The 18,283-nt window shown below is 55.4% G+C and carries 19 protein-coding genes and 2 pseudogenes; 16 read left to right on the forward strand and 5 right to left on the reverse strand.

The window, feature by feature from the left end; all coding sequences use genetic code 11:
• Positions 1–284: 284 nt before the first annotated feature.
• The 5 genes and pseudogenes from QE453_RS15795 to QE453_RS15810 all read left to right on the forward strand — a co-directional run bounded on the left by QE453_RS15795 (position 285) and on the right by QE453_RS15810 (position 4,285).
• Complete coding sequence (locus tag QE453_RS15795; protein WP_045534121.1) at positions 285–758, forward strand: RHS repeat-associated core domain-containing protein; 474 nt, start codon at positions 285–287, stop codon at positions 756–758.
• Between the two features lie 90 nt (positions 759–848).
• A complete protein-coding gene (locus QE453_RS15800) occupies positions 849–1,427 on the forward strand; it encodes a hypothetical protein (RefSeq protein ID WP_146175666.1) in 579 nt (192 codons plus the stop codon).
• A 22-nt stretch (positions 1,428–1,449) separates the two neighbouring features.
• A pseudogene (locus QE453_RS25270) lies at positions 1,450–1,575 on the forward strand (RHS repeat-associated core domain-containing protein); the annotation flags it as partial.
• 122 nt (positions 1,576–1,697) lie between these two features.
• Complete coding sequence (locus QE453_RS15805) at positions 1,698–2,738, forward strand: polymorphic toxin-type HINT domain-containing protein (protein ID WP_309777409.1); 1,041 nt, start codon at positions 1,698–1,700, stop codon at positions 2,736–2,738.
• A gap of 1,100 nt (positions 2,739–3,838) precedes the next feature.
• Positions 3,839–4,285 (forward strand): hypothetical protein, encoded by a 447-nt coding sequence (locus tag QE453_RS15810; RefSeq protein WP_045535667.1) that lies wholly within the window; start codon positions 3,839–3,841, stop codon positions 4,283–4,285.
• A gap of 656 nt (positions 4,286–4,941) precedes the next feature.
• On the opposite strand, the gene QE453_RS15815 is transcribed toward QE453_RS15810, so the two are convergent.
• From QE453_RS15815 to QE453_RS25285, 5 genes and pseudogenes are all read right to left on the reverse strand, one after another.
• A complete protein-coding gene (locus tag QE453_RS15815; RefSeq protein WP_139786353.1) occupies positions 4,942–5,151 on the reverse strand; it encodes a hypothetical protein in 210 nt (69 codons plus the stop codon).
• An 88-nt stretch (positions 5,152–5,239) separates the two neighbouring features.
• Positions 5,240–5,521 carry an RHS repeat-associated core domain-containing protein gene (locus QE453_RS25275; RefSeq protein WP_072494349.1) on the reverse strand — a complete coding sequence of 94 codons (282 nt, stop codon included), beginning with the start codon at positions 5,519–5,521 and terminating at the stop codon, positions 5,240–5,242.
• Between the two features lie 52 nt (positions 5,522–5,573).
• Positions 5,574–5,975 carry a hypothetical protein gene (locus QE453_RS15820; RefSeq protein ID WP_045534810.1) on the reverse strand — a complete coding sequence of 134 codons (402 nt, stop codon included), beginning with the start codon at positions 5,973–5,975 and terminating at the stop codon, positions 5,574–5,576.
• Between the two features lie 211 nt (positions 5,976–6,186).
• Positions 6,187–6,414 (reverse strand): RHS repeat-associated core domain-containing protein, encoded by a 228-nt coding sequence (locus QE453_RS25280; protein ID WP_184285458.1) that lies wholly within the window; start codon positions 6,412–6,414, stop codon positions 6,187–6,189.
• Positions 6,386–6,520: pseudogene (locus QE453_RS25285) on the reverse strand (RHS domain-containing protein); the annotation flags it as partial. The gene QE453_RS25280 and the pseudogene QE453_RS25285, both read right to left, overlap by 29 nt.
• A gap of 386 nt (positions 6,521–6,906) precedes the next feature.
• Between QE453_RS25285 and QE453_RS15825 the strand changes: the two are divergent.
• From QE453_RS15825 to lipA, 11 genes are all read left to right on the forward strand, one after another.
• Positions 6,907–7,788: a VOC family protein gene (locus QE453_RS15825; RefSeq protein ID WP_244405006.1), complete on the forward strand. Its 882-nt coding sequence runs from the start codon at positions 6,907–6,909 to the stop codon at positions 7,786–7,788.
• Positions 7,785–8,630 carry a 3-deoxy-8-phosphooctulonate synthase gene (gene kdsA / locus QE453_RS15830; RefSeq protein WP_309777411.1) on the forward strand — a complete coding sequence of 282 codons (846 nt, stop codon included), beginning with the start codon at positions 7,785–7,787 and terminating at the stop codon, positions 8,628–8,630. The genes QE453_RS15825 and kdsA overlap by 4 nt, the downstream gene beginning before the upstream one ends.
• A gap of 136 nt (positions 8,631–8,766) precedes the next feature.
• On the forward strand, positions 8,767–10,041 hold the full coding sequence (gene eno / locus QE453_RS15835) for a phosphopyruvate hydratase (RefSeq protein WP_309777412.1): 1,275 nt from the start codon (positions 8,767–8,769) through the stop codon (positions 10,039–10,041).
• Positions 10,042–10,334: 293 nt separating this feature from the next.
• Positions 10,335–10,652, forward strand: a complete 318-nt coding sequence (locus tag QE453_RS15840) for a septum formation initiator family protein (RefSeq protein ID WP_004441601.1) — start codon at positions 10,335–10,337, stop codon at positions 10,650–10,652.
• 153 nt (positions 10,653–10,805) lie between these two features.
• Complete coding sequence (gene pdhA / locus QE453_RS15845) at positions 10,806–11,849, forward strand: pyruvate dehydrogenase (acetyl-transferring) E1 component subunit alpha (protein WP_004441604.1); 1,044 nt, start codon at positions 10,806–10,808, stop codon at positions 11,847–11,849.
• 17 nt (positions 11,850–11,866) lie between these two features.
• Positions 11,867–13,288, forward strand: coding sequence for a pyruvate dehydrogenase complex E1 component subunit beta (locus tag QE453_RS15850; RefSeq protein WP_035208868.1), 1,422 nt, complete (start codon positions 11,867–11,869; stop codon positions 13,286–13,288).
• Positions 13,289–13,302: 14 nt separating this feature from the next.
• A complete protein-coding gene (locus QE453_RS15855) occupies positions 13,303–14,673 on the forward strand; it encodes a pyruvate dehydrogenase complex dihydrolipoamide acetyltransferase (RefSeq protein ID WP_045534817.1) in 1,371 nt (456 codons plus the stop codon).
• 12 nt (positions 14,674–14,685) lie between these two features.
• On the forward strand, positions 14,686–15,330 hold the full coding sequence (locus QE453_RS15860) for an SGNH/GDSL hydrolase family protein (RefSeq protein ID WP_004441612.1): 645 nt from the start codon (positions 14,686–14,688) through the stop codon (positions 15,328–15,330).
• 57 nt (positions 15,331–15,387) lie between these two features.
• Positions 15,388–16,833, forward strand: a complete 1,446-nt coding sequence (gene lpdA / locus QE453_RS15865; RefSeq protein WP_004441615.1) for a dihydrolipoyl dehydrogenase — start codon at positions 15,388–15,390, stop codon at positions 16,831–16,833.
• A gap of 95 nt (positions 16,834–16,928) precedes the next feature.
• Complete coding sequence (locus QE453_RS15870) at positions 16,929–17,177, forward strand: GlsB/YeaQ/YmgE family stress response membrane protein (RefSeq protein ID WP_004441618.1); 249 nt, start codon at positions 16,929–16,931, stop codon at positions 17,175–17,177.
• A gap of 102 nt (positions 17,178–17,279) precedes the next feature.
• Positions 17,280–18,251 (forward strand): lipoyl synthase, encoded by a 972-nt coding sequence (lipA, locus tag QE453_RS15875; protein ID WP_004441621.1) that lies wholly within the window; start codon positions 17,280–17,282, stop codon positions 18,249–18,251.
• The last annotated feature ends 32 nt before the right edge of the window (positions 18,252–18,283 follow it).

Consider the following 18,283-nt stretch of genomic DNA (forward strand, 5'->3'; position numbering starts at 1 on the left):
TCGCGAAACAAATACAGAACGAACACTATATGTTCCATATGTGTTCCGCAATCCCCTAAAATTTCGTGAACTTGGGGCGAGAAAACAAAACGGGAATGGCACGTTAAGAACCCCGGTAGGTAAGCTGGAATGAAAATCATAAGATTTCATTGTTTTTATTGGCTTTTTTCCGAAAATTAGGCGTCGCCAGTCGCTGTATTGGCAAACCTCCATAATGCGTCGTTCTCGCGCAGCAGCTAAGTAGCCGATTACTCAGAATATATTGAGCCCCGTCTTACGATTGAATGCTCTGCGATGTCGTGATTAGGAACCTTATTGGAACACCGATAGCAACCCAAGCTTTTCTTGTCGGTCTCGCCGGGCGGGAGTGCGAGCCCGAGACGGGCCTATCCCACTATCGTTCACGCGCCTACGATCCCTCGACCGGGCGCTTCCTTCAGGAAGATCCGATCTGGTTCGAAGCCGGTGACCTCAACGTCTATCGCTATGTCTGGAACTCGCCCGCCAATTGGACCGATCTGTCTGGCATGAGTGCAGCAAGCGAGCGCGTCGGTCTTGGGGCGATCGCCATTGGGGTGCAGCAAGGGCTTACGATCAATCGCTCGGTTCAGGTTGCGGTATGGGTTCGCCGTTGGAGCGGCACCCGATACGTTCTCCAGCAGGTTGTGAAGGAGGTAACACTTCAAAATAAAGGCTTGGGCTGCGTGATCGGTCTGAAGCTGGCGAGTATTGGCGCGACCATAGAGATCACCCTATAGGGAAAGGACGCCATATTGGCTAGGTTGACCCTGACGGGGCGCATTGGGAAAATTATGGCGATAAATGGTTGCCAAAAAAAGCGGTGATTAATGAACAGTCAGAGAGATACACAGCAACCATCTCAAGATGTCCTTCGATCACTGTCCCGTAATGAAGTAGACGCCGCGCTATCGTATCTAGAGGGTTGGGGGATCGTTTATGACGCAGTTGTAAGTGTAACTCGTCTTCGATCGTTTGATTGTGTTGCCTTCATGAACGATAAGATGGCAAATTTGGAACTTACGGAATATTCGTATCCGCAAATTTATCCGGTGTCGAACTCCGTTTACGATTCGATAAGAGAGTTTTTCTTTGAGAAATTAACATCCAAGAATGAATATATAATGGTCTCCAACTGGAAGATCGGCGCTGAAACACCGAACATCGCTGGTTCCTTAGGTGGCTTCTATATGAACAATGACGGTGTCGAATTTTTTCACAAAGGTGTTACATTTAAAAACGTTGATTTTATGAGAGAAAATTCTTCGACACTGTTTATTGGAATCCATGAGGTATTTGATGAAGTCTCGATTTCATTTGAAGAATATTTATATCGCAATATTAATTCATATTATGTGAATGTAATGGATGATGAGTTGATACTTTATTTCAGCGCGGCCGAATTATGACGCGCTGATCGCCGAGCCCGATATCAATGCTTCGGCGACCCGATCGTGCTGGCCCGGGCGCTTCCTTCAGGAAGATCCGATCTGGTTCGAAGCCGGTGACCTTAACGTCTATCGCTATGTCTGGAACTCGCCCGCCAACTGGACCGATCCGAATGGAATGAGTGCCTCGGCCGAGTATGGTGCGACCGCGAGCATCGCAACTCGGTCGATGACGTCGATGGCGCTGGTCGGCAACCGTGTGAGCTGTATCTTCTTCGGTATCGCCGGGGGGTGCTGGATGCGATTAACACCGCGCAACAGGATGGTTTCACCGTCGAGAATGTCGCCATGTATACCGTGGAGGCAGGATTATGGGCGCTGGAGTGCGGTGCAAAGGTTAAGGCGAAGAAGGCTCCCAAGAGCTGCAAGCTCCAGGATGCCGCAAGCATGTTCATAACGAGCGGCGGCACACCGGCAAATCTACGCTTCATGAACTCGTTCGTTGAAGGAACGAAGGTTCTGACCAAGGAAGGCTACAGGCCGATCGAGGCCGTTCGGGTTGGCGATCTGGTAGCATCGGTCGATGAAAAGACAGGTGGGGAGGTTTACCGCAAGGTTGTTTCGACCTTTAACCGTCAGGCGCCGGGAACGCTTTCGCTGACACTGGAAGACGCAGCGGGTAGTTGCGAGGTCATCGAAACGACGCCGGAGCATCCGTTCCATACGCAGGGCTGGGACGGTAAGGTCGAGACGCTGGTCGCTGCGCTGGATGGCGATGCTCCGGCGGCCACGGTCGTGCCGGCCCGTCTGTTCCCATCCAGCGGCAAGACGCCGTTTGGGGAATGGGTGAAGGCTGGTGCCCTGAAGCAGGGTGATTCTGTCTCGACGTCTACTTCAATGGTAAAAACCGCGGTGGTCAAGGGTGGTGAAACGCTCAAAGCGGCCAATGACAACGGCTCGCTGACGGTTGCTGAAATTGTCCGCGGAAATCGCACCGCTCGCGTCTACAATCTCGAGGTTGAGTCCAGAGCAGGGGAAATCACGAATAACTACTTCGTTGGGGATGCTCAGGCATGGGTCCATAATGGCAGATATATCCCGACGAAGGTTCGAGATTTAACGCGCAAACGAATTACCGGTCGTGATGGAGTCATGAGATGTGAGTATTGCGGAACTTCTGTGGTTGAAAAATCTGGCTATGTTTGCTCGCTGGAACTCGATCATATGAATCCGTATCACGCTGGAGGTGGCAACGAGCCAGGCAATATCGCCGGATCATGCCGCGCCTGCAATCGTGGGAAGGGTGGAAAGGGCTTCGTGAGGACAATGTGAAACCGGATCGACTAGTATTTTGCTGCGACCACGTTATGGAAAATCAAAGGGAGGTTAAATTAATTACCTTCACCATGGGTGGTGATATTTGTTATCTATGTGGTGAAATTGACCATGATGAACAATCATTTCGCGGCGTTAGTATCCAGTCTCTACTGATTTTTGCCCCTACGGTTCGGGCGGTCGGTAAAATTAGAGCTGGATACCAGTACGAGCGGCAGGGTGATGGTGTATGGCATGAGGCGCCATATATCGACGACTAAAACATAAAGATGAAAAATAAATAATAGTTAGAATCTTAGCCACGGCAACATCCCATGCAAGCTATACATCGGGTGCCGGGCAGGGGGTCGGCGAAAGGTGAAAAAAATACCCATCGCACTGGGAGTTCGTTTTGTCGACAGAGAAACTTATTATTCAAAGGGTTGCCATCACAAATAAACGAGCTTCAATACTTGTTGGATGAAGGCTAGTTGCCGGTATTTGAGTGGGAAAAATCTGACCTTGCTCTGATACGGGTAGCGGGAGAAGTTGAGCATTTTGTATGTCAATCAATAAGATATTGAAGTGTGTGATGGGCCAGTCTGCGGCTAATTTCCATTGTGACCGAAGGCTGATCTGAAATCTAAAGGAAAAACCAGTGCTGGGGAGGCAACCGGCCTAACTTCTTTCCATGCGTGTCGAAACGTCCGTAACGTCTATCGGCAAAGTCATCGTGGAATGGCGGCGGCAGGAAAATATGCTGTCCCAGCCGGACTGATGGGGGAGCACGATTGGCGCAACGATAGTATGTACCTTTATTCCTTGCTGATGCGCTGAATACAGCGATGCAACCGGATAAGCAGATGTTGAGATCAGAATTGTTGTGTTTTAACGCGATCGATCCCGCCAAATGATCCGCCGTATGATAAATCACCTGATCGTCCCCAGTCGTGGGATTATCCGTGTGCCGCCCAGATGAAACAATGCGATGATGACATCGCTAGTGGATCAAAAAGGGAGTGTATGGGGGCAAAGCAGGTGCATATACTGTGAGCAATTCTGCCGTCGAAATGGATATATTTGGCCGGGGCTGTTTCGGTCGAAGGTAGGAAGCGCTCATGCCAGTATTGGACATTTCGAATATGAACGAAAAAATGGAAAAACTAGAAATTTATATTTCTCGCGAAATCGATAAGATTTTGGTCCATGAGAGAATTTGCAGCTCAGAGGATTTTCTAATGGTGTTCTCTCAGCTTAAAGATACGTTTCCGTCGGCAGCAGAATATGAAATGTCGAAATTGACGAACTTGATGGAATTTTTACGTGGGCGGCGCGATCCACTACTTCTTGTGCATGCAATGGAAATATTCAATGAGATATTCATGCGAAAAGACGCTGGCACAATCCTGTTGTTTGAACGATGGATCGATTTGCGGACATTATTCGTCGACTTTCACCCTGGACATCGGTTCCCCCTTGACAATCATTTCGGATATTTTCTCTCGCATAAAAAAGAATTGAAATACTATTCTAAAATAGTCGAAAGTTTGTCTGGTGTTGTTTGACTTGTTTGCGGCACGAGTTCGAATATGACGTCAACGGCAACCTGATCCGCAAAACCGTCAGGGCGAGCGGATTGACCTGGCGTTATGGCTATTCCGCTTACGACGAGCTTGTTCTGGTAAGTCGACAGGCCTCGGCCTCAACCGGGGCGACAGCTGAGTTGACGGTGAGCTATGGCTACGATGCGCTGGGTCGTCGGGTATGGGAACGACGACAGGATGCCAGCGGAACGGAAACATCGTTCAGGAGCCCTGTATGACGGCGAACATGTTGCGGCCGAAGCTGCCGTTGATGGCGCAGGTGCTGCAAGCGAATCGCGTCGATACAGCCATACCGATAGCGTAGACGATCTTGCCAGCATATCTGTTTATCATCATCATATGAGCGCCAATCCGTTGTCCCATTTCCATGCAGCGGACCTCGCCTGGGCCCAAAGGGTGAATAGGACACCCACCAGGCAAGTCCTATAATATCAGCTGTGTCGTCAGATTTCGGATGAACAGTATTCACATTGCGATTGGCATCATCGATGCGACACCATCTTTATTCACTGCCTTGCTCAACGCTAGAAAATGTTGACATTCTACGCGTCAAAGCACCAAGCTCAGCTGCTCAAGTTGCAGAAGTCCGCGACTAAGATGCTGTTAGGTCCGATTGATTAGATATCCGGATTTAAATCCGGATATCTATTTACTAGTGGTAATATCAAATCTCTAGAAATATATCCCATAAGATCGCCGACTGATTTATCAAATTCATTTTTTGTATCTTCATCGTGTATTTGATTTACACATAAAAACATGTCACCCAAGATATGATCAATAGACACTGCTAATTCTATTATCTTTTTTGCTGTGTCTTTTTCCATCAAATTCTCCTTTTTTTATGATATTTAGTAGTTTTCACCAACGATTCCCAAACATTGGCGAACACATCTCCTGTAAAGTCCTGGTCGCTCATAAGATGGGTATACTCCCTTGTGTTTCCGCTAGGCATTTCTGATGGCAGTCTTCCCAGCCCGGTAGCGAAGCGCATAGTTGAGGCGATTGTTCGGGCTGGCCACGCCATGGCGAAACAGGCCCTTTACTCGCTGCACCTAATCCCATCGGATCAGTATACATCAAAGGATTGTCTTTAACATAAGCCCATCTATTTGGCCCATCGGGCATCCCAAGAGGATCGGCCCGGAGATAGCGGCCTGTCCTTGGATCGTAGCGGCGATGCCAATTATAGTGCAATCAGATTCTATTTGGAAATATTACCCGGAAATAGCTGGTTGAGCGAATTTTTTCAAAGATTGTGGTTCGATGACGTTGCAGAGTCCAGTCCTTTTCTTACCCATTGGTCAATTTCTTCTTTAGAGTATCCAAGTAGTAATCCTATAATTCGATCAATACCCTCATCAGGGCGTTGAATATTGTCCTGTTGGGCAACCAAGGCTGTCTTTAAAGCAGGAATGCGCCAAGCTTCGTCGGGAAGACTGTAGAAAATGTAAGTCACGCTAAAGCGAGGGTGCTCGGGATTTAGAAGTGTAAATTCTTCCATTAGGATCGATCCCTCATCAACGTATGGCTGGAAGTTATCGACGGGGATTAGGTCCTTATCGCCTACCGACTCAATATAGTAGAACATTGAGAGGGGTTTTTTCCCCTCTCGCATTAGTCTCAATTCATGACCAATGATCTCTTTCATTTTAATTTCAATCAATTAGGAATTGTTGGTGCTAATCTGGAAGGTGGCCATTCTACGATTCGGCAGAGGCATTGATAGCAGGCATTAGGATATTCTGGATTTATATCCGGAGGATCTCGTGCTCCACATTCATAGCCATAGACACCGGGGCAATATAGGATCGGTCCCCACGTTTCGATTTTTTTTAGCGCCCGTCCGGATCTACGCCCATCTAAAGTGAATTAGTTACATAGGTCCACCTATTTGGTCCATCGGGCATCCCAAGAGGATCGGCCTGGAGATAGCGGCCGGTCGTCGGATCGTAGTGGCGATGCCAATTGTAGTGCAAACCGGATTCCAGTTGGAACCATTGCCCCGGAAAGGCGTTGGTCGAACGTGGCGGATCCAAGGATCGTATATGCCTCCCCATAAGGCAGGTAGGTCGCGCGCCAGACCACATTTCTTGCGCTGTCGGTCATCATGATGGGACGTTCGAGATGATCGGTATGAACCTGGTCTCTCGTCAAGCCAGATACACTCCCGTCCCAGCGCGCCGTTGCCGTCATATTCCGCGATGATGTTGCCGCTGAAGTCGTAAATATAGTGAAGTGTGGTGGCGCGCGAAAATACAAACGCCTGATATCGGTCAGATGCACAGTGGCCAACAGCCGACCTTGCGTTTTCCGCCTTTAACCGGCGCTACACACCTGAAGTCACTGGCCATCCAAAAACGGTCGCGGCCGATCTCGCCAACAATCCGCAGGAGGATGAAAACTGGTAAACCGTCCGCATTCAGGTGAAGCCGGAGGACTGGTGAAACCCGGTAACCTCAGCCCACTGCCGATACCGGAATCGACGCGCAGGCCGGTCATTTGCATTCCCGGCGCTCTTCGTGCTTTTGTCAGCTTCAATACCCGGCATCTGCGCCGGGCGCGTCAAAAAGGCAAGATTTATGGCTGACAGGCATCGCGTCGATCATCTCGTTCTGCCCGCTCGGGACCTTGCGGTAGCGGCCGCGCGGCTCAAGGTCCTTGGCTTTACGGTCGCGCCACAGGCTCTCCATCCGTTCGGCACGGAGAATGCCTGTGTGTTCTTCAGGGATGGCACCTATCTGGAGCCTCTGACAATTGCTGACCGGGTCAGCTATATCGCGTCGGTCGAGAGAGGCGATGTTTTCACCGGCAGGGATCAGGCATTCCGGCGATCGTACGGACAGGAAGGTTTTTCTGCCCTTGTGGCCTCCACTGCTGACGCTCGTGCCGATCACCGGAGATTCGTGGCGTCCGGCGTATCGGCTGGCGAGGTCTTCGAATTTTCGCGGCCCATGCAAATGCCGGACGGATCGTCAGGCGAGGCGGCGTTCCGGCTTGCTTTCGCGGCAAGCGGATCGGCTGCGGATTTCTTCCTCTTCAGTTGTCAACGCCTGCAGGCACTGCCGGGGGAGCGTGCTGCACTGGAACGTCACCAGAACGGAGTTCTGGGCCTTCGCGAGATCGTGCTGTGTTCCGGTACGCGGAGTGACACCCACTTGATAGAAACGGTTTTCGGCTGCAACGGCGTTGTGTCTCCGGATGGTGATGTCGTTTTCGAAACCGGCAATGCAAGGGTGAGGCTGAGTGAAAGACCCGCCCTTTCTGGCGTCGACCCGAAGGCCACGGGAAAAAACGGTGAGGGCCTGCGCGGCATGGGCGTCGTCTTTTCCGTTGACGATCTTGCCGTGACAGCGACGCTACTTGCTGCTAATGGCGTGTCCAGCGCAGAAGCGGGCGGCCGTCTGGTGGTGCCCGCAGCACCCGGACAGGGCGTCGATTTCGCCTTCGAGGAAAAAAGATGAGCGTCACGAACAATCTCAAAGTCACCGCCGGTCAGGGCGCCAGCAAGGTTTCCTTTTGCAATAGCGAGCGTTTTTCACTGATCGCCGGCCCCTGCCAGATGGAAAGCCGGGAGCACGCCTTCATGATTGCGGGTGTCTTGAAGGAGCTTTGTGACGGGCTCGGAATCGGCCTCGTTTACAAATCATCCTTCGACAAGGCGAACCGCACCTCGCTTTCCGGCAAGCGTGGCATCGGTCTGGACAGTGCCATGCAGATATTTGCCGATCTCAAGAGGGAATTCGGCTTTCCGGTCCTGACCGACATTCACACCGAAGAACAGTGCGCCATCGTTTCCGAAGTGGTGGATGTGCTGCAGATCCCGGCCTTCCTCAGCCGTCAGACCGATCTTCTCATTGCCGCCGCAAAAACCGGCCGTGTCATCAATGTCAAGAAAGGCCAGTTCCTGGCGCCATGGGACATGAAGAACGTGCTCGCCAAACTGAATGAAAGCGGCAACCCCAATGTGCTGCTGTGCGAACGCGGCGCGTCCTTCGGCTACAATACGCTGATCGCCGACATGCGTTCTCTACCGATCATGGCATCCCTCGGCGCACCTGTTGTCTTCGACGCCACCCACTCGGTGCAGCAGCCGGGCGGGCAGGGCGGTTCCACCGGCGGTCAGCGGGAATTTGTCGAAACGCTGTCTCGCGCAGCTGTCGCCGTTGGTGTCGCAGGCCTCTTCATCGAGACCCATGAGGACCCGGACAATGCGCCTTCTGACGGCCCGAACATGGTTCACCTGAAGGATATGCCGAAACTGCTCGAAAAGCTGCTGGCCTTCGACGCCATCGCGAAAGCCTGAGCGGCGGGCGCGGCGCGTGCCAATCGATTTTAAATGGCGGTGGTTCCCTTTCTACGGCCTGCCGTCATTGTAATTTCTTCGCCATCGTCTAAGACAGGCGACGGAAAATATCTGTTCCATTCCCAAGGGAGAGACCATGACTGCCATTACCGATATCATCGCGCGCGAAATCCTCGACAGCCGCGGCAACCCGACCGTTGAAGTCGATGTGTACCTCGAAGACGGCTCCATGGGCCGTGCCGCCGTTCCTTCGGGCGCCTCCACCGGCGCGCATGAGGCGGTTGAGCTGCGTGATGGCGGCAAGCGTTATCTCGGCAAGGGCGTGGAAAAGGCCGTTGAAGCCGTCAACACCGAAATCTTCGACGCCATCGGCGGCTTCGATGCTGAAAACCAGATCCAGATCGACCAGATGATGATCGCGCTGGACGGCACGCCGAACAAGTCGCGCATTGGCGCCAACGCCATTCTCGGCGTGTCGCTCGCCATCGCCAAGGCTGCTGCCGAAGCCTCCGGCCTGCCGCTCTATCGTTATGTCGGCGGCCCGAACGCGCATCTGCTGCCGGTTCCGATGATGAACATCATCAACGGCGGCGCCCACGCCGACAACCCGATCGACTTCCAGGAATTCATGATCCTGCCGGTTGGCGCAGAAAACATCCGCGAAGCCGTGCGCATGGGTTCGGAAGTGTTCCACACGCTGAAAAAAGAGCTCTCCGCGCAGGGCCACAACACCAATGTCGGCGATGAAGGCGGTTTCGCCCCCGGCCTCGAAAGCGCGCCTGCCGCGCTCGATTTCATCATGAAGTCGATCGAAAAGGCCGGTTACCGTCCGGGCGAAGACATGTATGTCGGCCTCGACTGTGCATCGACCGAATTCTTCAAAAACGGCAAATACGTTTTCGAGGGCGAAGGCCGCACGCTGGAATCGGGCGCCATGGCTGAATACCTTGCTGACCTCGTTGCCAAGTACCCGATCATTTCCATCGAAGACGGCATGGCTGAAGACGACTGGGATGGCTGGAAGGCGCTGACCGATCTCATCGGCAATAAGTGCCAGCTGGTCGGCGACGATCTCTTCGTCACCAACTCCGCGCGTCTTCGCGACGGCATCAAGATGGGCGTCGCGAACTCCATCCTCGTCAAGGTCAACCAGATCGGTTCGCTTTCCGAGACGCTGGACGCGGTCGAAACCGCCCACAAGGCAGGCTACACCGCCGTCATGTCGCACCGTTCGGGCGAGACCGAAGATTCGACCATCGCCGATCTCGCAGTTGCCACGAACTGCGGTCAGATCAAGACCGGCTCGCTTGCCCGTTCCGACCGGCTCGCAAAGTACAACCAGCTGATCCGTATCGAGGAAATGCTCGGCCCTCAGGCTGCTTACGCCGGCCGTTCAATCCTGCGCGGTTAATTTGCGTTCGGGTTTCTGGGCCCGCTGTCTTGCGGGCATAGGTGGTGAAAAACGCATCTACATATGAGATGTCATCCTCGGGCTTGACCCGAGGATCCACCACGGTACGTTTTTGGATCCTCGCCTCAAGGGCGAGGATGACGATGGGGAGGGCGGGTCTCCCGCCAATCCAGCCCGCCCTCCGGCGGGCTTTTTCATGCCCAATTGCCGCTCATATTTTAAGGTCAACGGATAGTTAAACAATCCGCTCTAGTCTCAGACTCACGTTACGCGTTTTGAGGCATCTCTCCGGCATGTGGACCAGGCATCATAAAAAGAGACGATTCGGTCGGCTGATCGTTCCAGCCATTACCATCGCTTTTCTTTCCTACTTCGGTTATCATTCGATCCATGGCGATTTCGGCCTTCAGGCAACGGAGCGGCTGGAACGGCAGCGTATTACCCGGACGGCGGAGCTTGCAAAGCTGACACAGGCGCGCGTGGCGCTGGAGCGTCAGGTGGAACTGTTGAGTGACGGTTCGCTTGAACGGGACATGATCGACGAGATTTCCCGGTACCAGCTGAACATGTCCCGAACGGACGAAATTGTCATCATGAACACATATTTCTGATTAACCGAAATTAAGTTAATTCAACATTTTTGATTTATTCACAGCATCTTAGCGTGAATATGTGCCATGCGTTTAAAGCATTGCTGCATGGCGCTTTCTTGCATATGGTACGCGCCACTCTATCCATTCAAACGGCAACTCAGGGAGGGATGAATGGCGCCGCGAAAATCAGCGACCGTATCCGGCCGCAAGACAACGGCAAAGTCCGCAACCGAATTCACCGGCAAGAACAGCCCCGACTTCTCGAAGGAAGAAGAGCTTCACGCCTATCGTGAAATGCTTCTGATCCGCCGTTTTGAAGAAAAGGCCGGCCAGCTCTATGGCATGGGCTTCATCGGTGGTTTCTGTCACCTCTATATCGGCCAGGAAGCTGTCGTCGTTGGCATGCAGATGGCTCAGAAAGAGGGCGACCAGGTCATCACCGCCTATCGCGACCATGGTCACATGCTCGCCTGCGGCATGAGCGCCCGTGGCGTCATGGCCGAACTGACCGGCCGCAAGGGCGGTCTGTCTAAAGGCAAGGGCGGCTCCATGCACATGTTCTCGAAAGAGAAGCATTTTTATGGTGGTCACGGCATCGTCGGTGCCCAGGTGTCGCTCGGCACCGGCCTCGCATTCGCAAACCGCTATCGCGGTAACGACAACGTCTCCGTGACCTATTTCGGTGATGGCGCGGCCAACCAGGGCCAGGTCTATGAGAGCTTCAACATGGCTGCTCTCTGGAAACTGCCGATCATCTACATCGTTGAAAACAACCGTTATGCCATGGGCACCTCGACCGCCCGCGCCACCGCCCAGTCGAACTATTCGCTGCGTGGCCAGTCCTTCGGCATTCCCGGCATTCAGGTGGATGGCATGGATGTGCGCGCCGTCAAGGCAGCAGCCGATCAGGCGCTTGAACATTGCCGTTCCGGCAAGGGTCCGATCATTCTGGAAATGCTGACCTACCGCTACCGCGGTCACTCCATGTCCGACCCGGCGAAATACCGTTCCAAGGACGAAGTGCAAAAGATGCGTTCGGAACACGATCCGATCGAGCAGGTGAAAGCACGTCTTCTGGAGCAGGGCTGGGCCAGCGAAGACGAACTCAAGGCCATCGACAAGGATGTCCGTGATATCGTTGCCGACAGCGCCGACTTCGCCCAGAACGACCCCGAGCCGGATGCGTCCGAGCTCTACACCGACATTCTGCTCTGATCGGGAAAGGGAAACCCATGCCTGTAGAAATTCTTATGCCCGCCCTTTCCCCGACCATGGAGGAAGGCACGCTTTCCAAATGGCTTAAAAAGGAAGGCGACAAGGTCACCTCCGGCGACGTGATCGCGGAAATCGAAACCGACAAGGCGACCATGGAAGTGGAAGCCGTGGATGAAGGCGTCATCGGCAAGCTGCTGATCGATGCAGGCACCGAAGGCGTCAAGGTCAACACCCCGATCGCCGTGCTCATCCAGGAAGGCGAAAGCGCCGACGACATCTCTTCCTCTGCCAAGAAGGAAGAGCCGAAGGCCGAAGCTGCCAATTCCGGTTCTGATGCCGCTGGCGGCAAAACCCGCGAAGCGACCGAAGAGCCGAGCGCTTCCAAGGAAGCCGCGAAGGTTCCGGCAGCGCCCAAGATCGACGTTGCCGCTGACCCGGACATTCCGGAAGGCACCGAAATGGTGATGACGACGGTGCGTGAAGCGCTGCGTGACGCCATGGCCGAAGAAATGCGCGCCGATGAAAAAGTCTTCATCATGGGTGAAGAAGTCGCCGAATATCAGGGCGCCTACAAGATTACCCAGGGCCTGCTGCAGGAATTCGGCGAGCGCCGCGTCATCGACACCCCGATCACCGAACACGGCTTTGCCGGCATCGGCGTCGGCGCAGCCATGACCGGCCTGAAGCCGATCGTCGAATTCATGACCTTCAACTTCGCCATGCAGGCGATCGACCAGATCGTCAACTCGGCAGCGAAGACCCTGTACATGTCGGGCGGCCAGATGGGCGCGCCGATGGTGTTCCGTGGTCCTTCGGGTGCTGCTGCCCGCGTTGCGGCCCAGCACTCGCAATGTTACGCCGCATGGTACAGCCATATTCCGGGCCTCAAGGTCGTCATGCCCTATACGGCTGCCGATGCGAAGGGTCTTTTGAAGGCCGCCATCCGCGATCCGAACCCGGTCATCTTCCTCGAGAACGAAATTCTCTACGGCCAGAGCTTCGAAGTGCCGAAGCTCGATGATTTCGTGCTGCCGATCGGCAAGGCGCGCATTCATCGCAAGGGCAAGGACGCAACCATCGTTTCCTTCGGCATCGGCATGACCTATGCGGTGAAGGCTGTTGCGGAACTCGAAAAGCTCGGCATCGACGTCGAACTGATCGACCTGCGGACCATCCGCCCGATGGACCTGCCGACCGTTATCGAATCGGTGAAAAAGACAGGCCGTCTCGTCACTGTCGAAGAAGGCTTCCCGCAGTCATCGGTCGGTGACTTCATCTCCAACCAGGTCCAGCGCGCTGCTTTCGATTATCTCGACGCGCCGATCCTGACGATTGCCGGCAAGGACGTTCCGATGCCTTATGCGGCCAATCTGGAGAAGCTGGCGCTTCCGAATGTCGATGAAGTCGTCCAGGCCGTCAAAACCGTCTGCTACAAGTAAGGGGAGGCGTTTCGATGCCTATCAACATCACCATGCCTGCCCTTTCTCCGACGATGGAAGAGGGCAATCTGGCCAAGTGGCTGGTCAAGGAAGGCGACAAGGTCGCACCCGGTGACGTGATCGCCGAGATCGAGACCGATAAGGCGACCATGGAAGTGGAAGCCGTCGACGAAGGCACCGTCGCCAAGCTTGTCGTTCCGGCCGGCACGGAAGCCGTAAAGGTCAACGCCCTCATCGCAATCCTCGCCGCCGATGGCGAGGATGTGGCCGAGGCGGCAAAGGGCGGCGATGCCGCTCCCGCCAAGGCTGAGGCAAAGACGGAGGCCCCCAAGCAGGACGCCGTCAAGGCGGAAGCGCCGAAGGAAGAGGCTGCCCCGGCGAAGGCTGAAAAGCCGGTTGCCGACCAGCCCGCTGCCTCGTCCACGCCAGCGCCGGTCGCAAAGTCCGGCGAGCGTATCTTCGCTTCGCCGTTGGCACGTCGTCTCGCCAAGGAAGCCGGTCTCGACCTTTCGGCCGTTTCCGGTTCCGGCCCGCATGGCCGTATCGTCAAGACCGACGTCGAAAAAGCTGCGGCTTCCGGCGGTGCAAAGGCTGCTCCCGCCGCTGCTGCATCCGCAGGCACACCAGCTCCGGCGCTTGCCAAGGGCCAGTCGGACGAAGCCGTTCTCAAGCTGTTCGAAGAAGGCTCCTATGAGCTCGTGCCGCATGACGGCATGCGCAAGGTCATTGCCAAGCGTCTGGTCGAATCCAAGCAGACCGTTCCGCATTTCTACGTTTCGGTCGATTGCGAACTGGATACGCTTCTGGCGCTACGCGCCCAGCTCAACGCCGCTGCCCCTGAAAAGGACGGCAAGCCGGCCTACAAGCTGTCGGTCAACGACATGGTCATCAAGGCGCTGGCGCTGGCGCTTCGTGACGTGCCTGACGCCAACGTCTCCTGGACGGAAAGCGCCATGGTCAAGCACAAGCATTCGGATGTCGGCGTTGCCGTTTCCATTCCGGGTGGCCTGATAACGCCGATCATCCGCAAGGCCGAGCAGAAGTCGCTCTCCACCATCTCCAACGAGATGAAGGACTACGGCAAGCGCGCAAAAGAGCGCAAGCTGAAGCCTGAGGAGTATCAGGGCGGCACGACCGCCGTGTCCAACATGGGCATGATGGGCGTCAAGAGCTTCTCCGCCGTCATCAACCCGCCGCATGCCACCATCCTTGCGGTCGGCGCGGGTGAAGAACGCGCTGTCGTCAAGAATGGCGAGATCAAGATCGCCAACGTCATGACGGTTACGCTCTCCACCGACCACCGTTGCGTCGATGGCGCGCTCGGAGCCGAACTGATCGGCGCCTTCAAGCGCTACATCGAAAACCCGATGGGCATGCTGGTTTGATCGGAGAGTAAGATGGTGAAGTCGGTCCTCTGCTTTGGCGATTCCCTCACCTGGGGATCAAATGCGGAAACGGGTGGCCGGCATAGCCATGACGATCTTTGGCCGAGCGTCTTGCAGAAGGCGCTCGGTCCTGACGTGCATGTGATTCACGAAGGTCTGGGTGGTCGCACCACCGCCTATGACGACAACACCGCCGATTGCGACCGCAACGGCGCGCGGGTTCTTCCGACGTTGTTGCACAGCCATGCGCCGCTGGATCTGGTGATTGTCATGCTCGGCACCAACGACCTGAAGCCGTCAATCCACGGATCGGCGATCGTTGCCATGAAGGGTGTCGAACGGCTGGTGAAGCTCACGCGCAACCACATCTGGCAGGTGCCGGACTGGGAAGCGCCTGACGTGCTGATCGTCGCACCGCCGCAGCTGTGTGAAACGGCCAATCCGTTCATGGGCGCGATCTTTCGTGATGCGATCGATGAATCGGCGATGCTGGCGTCCGTTTACCGGGACCTTGCCGACGAGCTTGATTGCGGCTTTTTCGATGCGGGTTCCGTCGCCCGAACGACGCCGGTGGATGGCGTTCATCTCGATGCTGAAAATACGCGGGCCATCGGGCGGGGGCTGGAGCCCGTCGTCCGCATGATGCTCGGACTTTAAGAACAATTCCCGGTCGTGGCGCTGCTCGCGACCCGATAGGACAAGGCAGGATTTCCAATGGCTCAATCATATGACGTCATCATCATCGGTTCGGGACCGGGCGGTTACATTGCCGCGATCCGCGCAGCCCAGCTCGGCATGAAGGTTGCCGTCGTGGAGCGTGAGCATCTGGCCGGCATCTGCTCCAACTGGGGCTGCATTCCCACCAAGGCGCTGCTGCGCACCGCCGATGTCATGCACACCGCCACCCACGCCAAGGATTACGGCCTGACGCTGGAAGGCTCGATCAAGCCTGACGTCAAGGCAATCGTGGCGCGCTCGCGCGGCATTGCAGCCCGCATGAACAATGGCGTCGGTTTCCTGTTCAAGAAGAACAAGGTCGATATCATCTGGGGTGAAGCCAAGATCACCAAGCCGGGCGAAATCGTGGTCGGCAAGTCCACCAAGCCGGTGGTGCAGCCGCAGGGTCCGGTTCCGAAGAACACGCTGGGCGAGGGTACTTATACAGCCAAGCACATCATCGTCGCCACGGGCGCCCGCCCGCGCGCGCTGCCCGGCATTGAGCCCGATGGCAAGCTGATCTGGACCTATTTCGAGGCAATGAAGCCGGAAGAAATGCCGAAGTCGCTGCTCGTCATGGGCTCCGGCGCGATTGGCATCGAATTCGCCAGCTTCTACCGCACCATGGGCGTGGACGTGACCGTTGTCGAAATCATGAGCCAGGTTATGCCTGTCGAAGATGCGGAAATCTCCACCTTCGCCAAGAAGCAACTCGAAAAGCAGGGCATGAAGATCCATCTGGAAACCAAGGTTTCCAAGGTGGAAAAGGGCGCAAACTCCATCACCGCGACGCTGGAGAAGAAGGACGGTTCTTCCGAAAAGATCACGGCTGATCGCATGATCTCTGCCGTTGGGGTCGTTGCCAATATCGAAGGCATCGGCCTCGAAGCTGCCGGCGTGAAGACCGATCGCGGCTTTATCGTCATCGACGGCTACGGCAAGACCAACGTTCCCGGCATCTACGCCATCGGCGATGTCGCAGGTCCGCCGCTGCTTGCCCACAAGGCTGAGCACGAGGCCGTCATCTGCGTCGAAAAGATCGCCGGTCTGCCGAATGTCCACCCGATGGACAAGCTGAAGATTCCCGGCTGCACCTATTGCAACCCGCAGGTCGCTTCTGTCGGTCTCACCGAAGCCAAGGCCAAGGAACAGGGCCGCGATATCCGCGTCGGCCGCTTCTCCTTTGCGGCGAACGGCAAGGCTGTCGCGCTGGGTGAAGATCAGGGCATGGTCAAGACCATCTTCGACAAGAAGACCGGCGAGCTGCTCGGCGCGCATATGGTCGGGGCGGAAGTGACCGAACTCATCCAGGGCTTCGTCGTCGCTATGAATCTGGAGACGACAGAAGAAGATTTGATGCACACGATCTTCCCGCATCCGACCATTTCGGAATCGATGAAGGAAAGCGTGCTCGATGCCTATGGACGTGTGCTTAACGCATAAGTGCCGCGTGATGCCCGGCATTGTCTAACCATGCCGGGTGTCCCATATGTCTCGATACAGCCTTAAGGCGGGCTGTTATTTCAGGGAGCGTGGGAATGGAAAGTGTAGGCTGGATTGCAGCAATCATCATCGGCGGTCTCGCCGGCTGGCTCGCCGGCAAGCTCATGGACATGCGTTTCGGCATTTTCATGAACATTGTCCTTGGCATTGTCGGTTCGGTGGTCGCTGTTGCGGTACTGCGAACCTTCGATGTTTTCGTGCAGGATAGCAGGCTCGGTTATTTCGTTACCGCCTTCATCGGCGCAAGCCTGTTGCTGTTCGTGGCTAAGCTCGTGCGGCGCTGACAAGGCGTCGTGACCGGAAGGGGCTTACGCTTTTTCTGGAATTGTTCTAAAGCATCGCACCAAAGATGTCTGGATCGCCAAGGGCGATGGAAGCAGGTTTTTATGGTCACTATTCTCGACAGGACGTCGTCTGACGAAAAGCGTATCCGCCACCCGGAAAAGGCGCACAAGCCTGATACCGAGGTGATGCGCAAGCCCGAATGGATCCGCGTCAAGGCGCCGACCTCCAAGGGTTACCACGAGACGCGCGAACTGGTGCGCAGCCACAAGCTGGTGACCGTGTGCGAGGAAGCCGGCTGTCCAAATATCGGCGAGTGCTGGGACAAGAAGCACGCGACCTTCATGATCATGGGTGAAATATGCACCCGTGCCTGCGCCTTCTGCAACGTCGCGACCGGCAAGCCCAATCCGCTCGACATGAATGAGCCGGAAAATGTCGCCAAGGCCGTCAAGCAGATGGGACTTTCCCACGTCGTCATCACCTCCGTCGACCGTGACGATCTCGCCGATGGCGGTGCTGAACATTTCGAAAAGGTGATCTGGGCAATCCGCGCAGCCTCTCCCACGACCACAATCGAAATCCTCACGCCCGACTTCCTGAAGAAGCCCGGCGCGCTGGAACGTGTCGTTGCCGCAAAGCCCGACGTCTTCAACCATAATCTGGAAACGGTTCCGGGCAACTACCTCACGGTCCGCCCGGGTGCGCGCTATTTCCACTCGGTGCGCCTTCTGCAACGGGTGAAGGAACTCGATCCCACCATGTTCACCAAGTCGGGCATCATGGTTGGCCTCGGTGAAGAGCGCAATGAAGTGCTGCAGCTGATGGACGATCTGCGCAGCGCTGACGTCGACTTCCTGACCATCGGCCAGTACCTGCAGCCCACCCGCAAGCACCACAAGGTCGAGGCTTTCGTGACGCCGGAGGAATTCAAGTCTTACGAGACGGTTGCTTACACCAAGGGCTTCCTGATGGTTTCGTCAAGCCCGCTGACCCGTTCTTCTCACCATGCCGGTGACGATTTCGAACGCCTGCGTGCGGCACGCGAAAAGAAGTTGCTGGCGGCTGCGGAGTAAGCGACGCAAAGGTTCGCCAATACGGCATTGAG

This window comes from Agrobacterium sp. SORGH_AS_0440, assembly GCF_031453135.1.
Taxonomy (GTDB): domain Bacteria; phylum Pseudomonadota; class Alphaproteobacteria; order Rhizobiales; family Rhizobiaceae; genus Agrobacterium; species Agrobacterium pusense.